Origin of the sequence: Photorhabdus aballayi (genome assembly GCF_026153155.1) — a bacterium.
Classification (GTDB): Bacteria; Pseudomonadota; Gammaproteobacteria; order Enterobacterales; family Enterobacteriaceae; genus Photorhabdus; species Photorhabdus luminescens.
On the sequence record NZ_JAPFCD010000116.1, the window covers coordinates 1 to 2910 of the forward strand.

Annotated in this window: 2 protein-coding genes and 4 pseudogenes; 3 read left to right on the forward strand and 3 right to left on the reverse strand. The window is 47.7% G+C overall.

Annotated features, from left to right (window positions below; genetic code table 11):
- Positions 1-222 precede the first annotated feature (222 nt).
- The 3 genes and pseudogenes from OO184_RS24675 to tnpA all read right to left on the reverse strand — a co-directional run bounded on the left by OO184_RS24675 (position 223) and on the right by tnpA (position 1638).
- Positions 223-504 carry a DUF1145 family protein gene (locus OO184_RS24675; protein ID WP_265381422.1) on the reverse strand — a complete coding sequence of 94 codons (282 nt, stop codon included), beginning with the start codon at positions 502-504 and terminating at the stop codon, positions 223-225.
- A gap of 23 nt (positions 505-527) precedes the next feature.
- Positions 528-1112, reverse strand: coding sequence for a 16S rRNA (guanine(966)-N(2))-methyltransferase (rsmD, locus tag OO184_RS24680; RefSeq protein WP_088373766.1), 585 nt, complete (start codon positions 1110-1112; stop codon positions 528-530).
- A 122-nt stretch (positions 1113-1234) separates the two neighbouring features.
- A pseudogene (gene tnpA / locus OO184_RS24685) lies at positions 1235-1638 on the reverse strand (IS200/IS605 family transposase).
- A 58-nt stretch (positions 1639-1696) separates the two neighbouring features.
- Here tnpA and OO184_RS24690 point away from each other — a divergent pair.
- The 3 pseudogenes from OO184_RS24690 to OO184_RS24700 form a co-directional block, all read left to right on the forward strand.
- Positions 1697-1780, forward strand: a pseudogene (locus tag OO184_RS24690) (helix-turn-helix domain-containing protein); the annotation flags it as partial.
- Between the two features lie 63 nt (positions 1781-1843).
- Positions 1844-2329: pseudogene (locus OO184_RS24695) on the forward strand (RNA-guided endonuclease InsQ/TnpB family protein); the annotation flags it as partial.
- Between the two features lie 241 nt (positions 2330-2570).
- Positions 2571-2910, forward strand: a pseudogene (locus OO184_RS24700) (signal recognition particle-docking protein FtsY); the annotation flags it as partial.

The window sequence follows — 2910 nt, forward strand, 5'->3', positions numbered from 1 at the left end:
TCTTTTACTAGCAAAATATAGACTTAAATAATAGAGATTGGTTTAAGTATCTGTGCGGAAATAGGCAGTAAATGAAGAAATGATTTATCTGTTCAGCCAAGAAAGCAGGCAATAAGCTGTGTTGAGACAGATAGTGACGGTTTTTGGATTCATCACTGGAAGGAGGAATGAAATGAATCATTCCTCACATAATTATATATACTTTCCGAGTATTGGGGGGCGCTATTTGAGGTGATGGCTTTTCTCTTTCTGTTGTTTTTTCTGCATTGACAGTAGTTCAAAGACACCAAAAAAGAAGATCTTGGTTTGCATCAGGCCAGAGAGTTTTTGATCTTTGGGCTGACTGGCTTTCAGAAGCAGCATTTGAAATGCATGCATCACCACCATGAAAATCATGGCGACATCCATAAAATACTTCAATGGTTTTGGAAATGGATGGATCAGGTTAAAGATCAGAAATCCCCAAACGCAGATCATTAACAGTTTACCCAATTGAATAAACATCAGTGTGTACTCCAAAGTAATCATTATGCAGGTAAGTAACGGATATAGAGCCGGTATGCGACTTGTCCGGCTACTTTTTCACGATGAAGTTGCCAGTTAACAGGCACATCAATCGCCGTTGATTCAGATTCAGCTTCAACATAAATCCAGCTTTCATCTGCCAGCCAATTTTGCTCTTCCAACAATTTTATGGTTTCGCTGAGCATTCCTTTACGAAAAGGAGGATCAAGGAAAACGACATCGTAGGGTTTTCCTGATTGAGATAAATAGGTTAATGCACTGTCGTGAATGACTTCGGCATTTTGGGCACTGAGCAGATCCAAATTCGCGGAAAGCTGCTTGGCTATATTACGTTCATATTCAATCAGGGTAACCTGCGATGCATAACGAGAAAGCGCTTCTAATCCAAGCGCTCCGCTGCCTGCATAGCAATCCAGACAATGTGCTTCCTGAATAACCGGGGCTAGCCAGTTAAATAGCGTCTCTCTGACGCGATCTGTCGTTGGGCGTAATCCGGGGCTATTCGGTACAGGTAATTTCCGGCCTCGCCATTTTCCGCCAATAATGCGGATTTGTCCCATTGATTGCTGTTGTGATTTCTTTGCCATAATTTGCGTAACAGTTGTTAAGACTTACAGACATTAATTTACCATCTTTTCCTCCAAAGGGTACTCTTGCCGGCATAAGGCGGGAGGGGAATTGGGACGGGCTTGAAAAGCCCGAAGAATCATCAGCCACTCTGATGCTGAATATATTGTTTAACCCCTGCCAACGGCGCACCACCGCACGAACCGGCAAAATAGGCACGAGACCAAAGCACGGCTTTTCCGTATGCACCATGCCAGTCCAAAAATTTATGACGCAGACGCCGGACGTTACTACCTTTAGTGAGTTGACCCGCATGGAAAGCTGAACTGTCGGCGGGGACTCGATCAGCATGTAGACGTGATCAGATTCGCCGTGGCTTTCTTTTAGCGAAGCGCCAAAATCATGGCAGACTTCAACCTGCATACTGATTAAAGGCGGCGAATGGCGTTCGCTGAGTATTTTCTTCCTGTATCTGGTGACAAAGACGAGATGCACAGGCAGAAGAAAGGCCGCGTGCCTGGAACGATTGGTTTGGTATTTTTGCATTGAAATTAACTAGATAGGCAGTAAGATAATGTGGAAAATTACAACATACTGAATGCCCATGCTCATCCTGAAAGCCTACAAATTCAGACTCAGACCCACAGTAGCACAGTCGCAGCGTCTGCGGCAGTTGTGCGGTTGTGCCCGTTTTGTCTGGAATTACGGGCTTGCCGAGACGCAACGCATTCTGGCATCGGGTGGCAAGTTGCCTTCCTCCTCAATCGTGGGGCTGGATGTAGGCGTGGCAAAACTGGCCACCCTCTCAGACGGAACCATTTTCGAGCTGGTGAACAGTTTTAAAACCCGTCAGCGCAAACTGGCGAGGCTCCAGCGCCAGTTAAGCCGGAAAATAAAATTCAGCGCCAACTGGCAGAAGCAGAAACGAAAAATTCAGCGTCTGCACGCGCATATCGGTAATATTCGCCGCGACTACCTTCATAAAACCACAACGAAAATCAGCAAAAACCACGCGATGATAGTCATTGAGGATTTGAAAGTCAGCCATATGTCGAAATCGGCAAAAGGCACAGCCGAACAGCCCAGGCGTCATGTTCGAGCGAAGTCGGGCTTAAACCGTTCGATACTGGCGCAAGGCTGGTACGAAATGCGCCGTCAGCTTGAGTACAAGCAACGCTGGCGCGGCGGTCGGGTGTTAGCCGTCCCGCCGGCCTATACCAGCCAGCGGTGTGCCTACTCTGTGGAGGGAGGGTGCGATCAGGCCGCCCGTTGAAGCAGGAACCGGACCCTGAGCAATCAGTAGTCACCCACTAACGGGAATCCCCCTTCTGAGTCAGGAAGTGCGAAGGTGGGGGAGGATGTCAAGAAATTCGTGATTGATATGTGTTGCGTTATTACGAAAATGTTAGACTGATTCTAATTTCGTTATTATTCCTTGTTGTAACGCCATGATTTAACCTTGAGGAGTGCAGTGGCTAATGGCAAAAGAGAAAAAAAGAGGCTTTTTCTCCTGGTTCGGGCGTGGCCGTCAGGAAGAGCAGCAAAAAGAAGAACAATTGGCAGCGGAGCAGGCAGAACAACAGCGTGTTGCAGAGGAAGCCGCAAGATTGGCGGCGGAGCAGGCAGAACAACAGCGTGTTGCTGAGGAAGCTGTAAGATTGGCGGTGGAGCAGGCAGAACAGCAACGTGTTGCAGAGGAAGCCGCAAGATTGGCGGCGGAGCAGGCAGAACAACAGCGTGTTGCAGAGGAAGCTGTAAGATTGGCGGTGGAGCAGGCAGAACAGCAACGTGTTGCAGAGGAAGCTGCAAGATTAGCGG

Coding starts and splice junctions, on each gene's coding strand:
- rsmD (WP_088373766.1), bottom strand. CDS start 1,112: ATGGCAAAGAAATCACAACAGCAATCAATGGGACAAATCCGCATTATT.
- OO184_RS24675 (WP_265381422.1), bottom strand. CDS start 504: ATGTTTATTCAATTGGGTAAACTGTTAATGATCTGCGTTTGGGGATTT.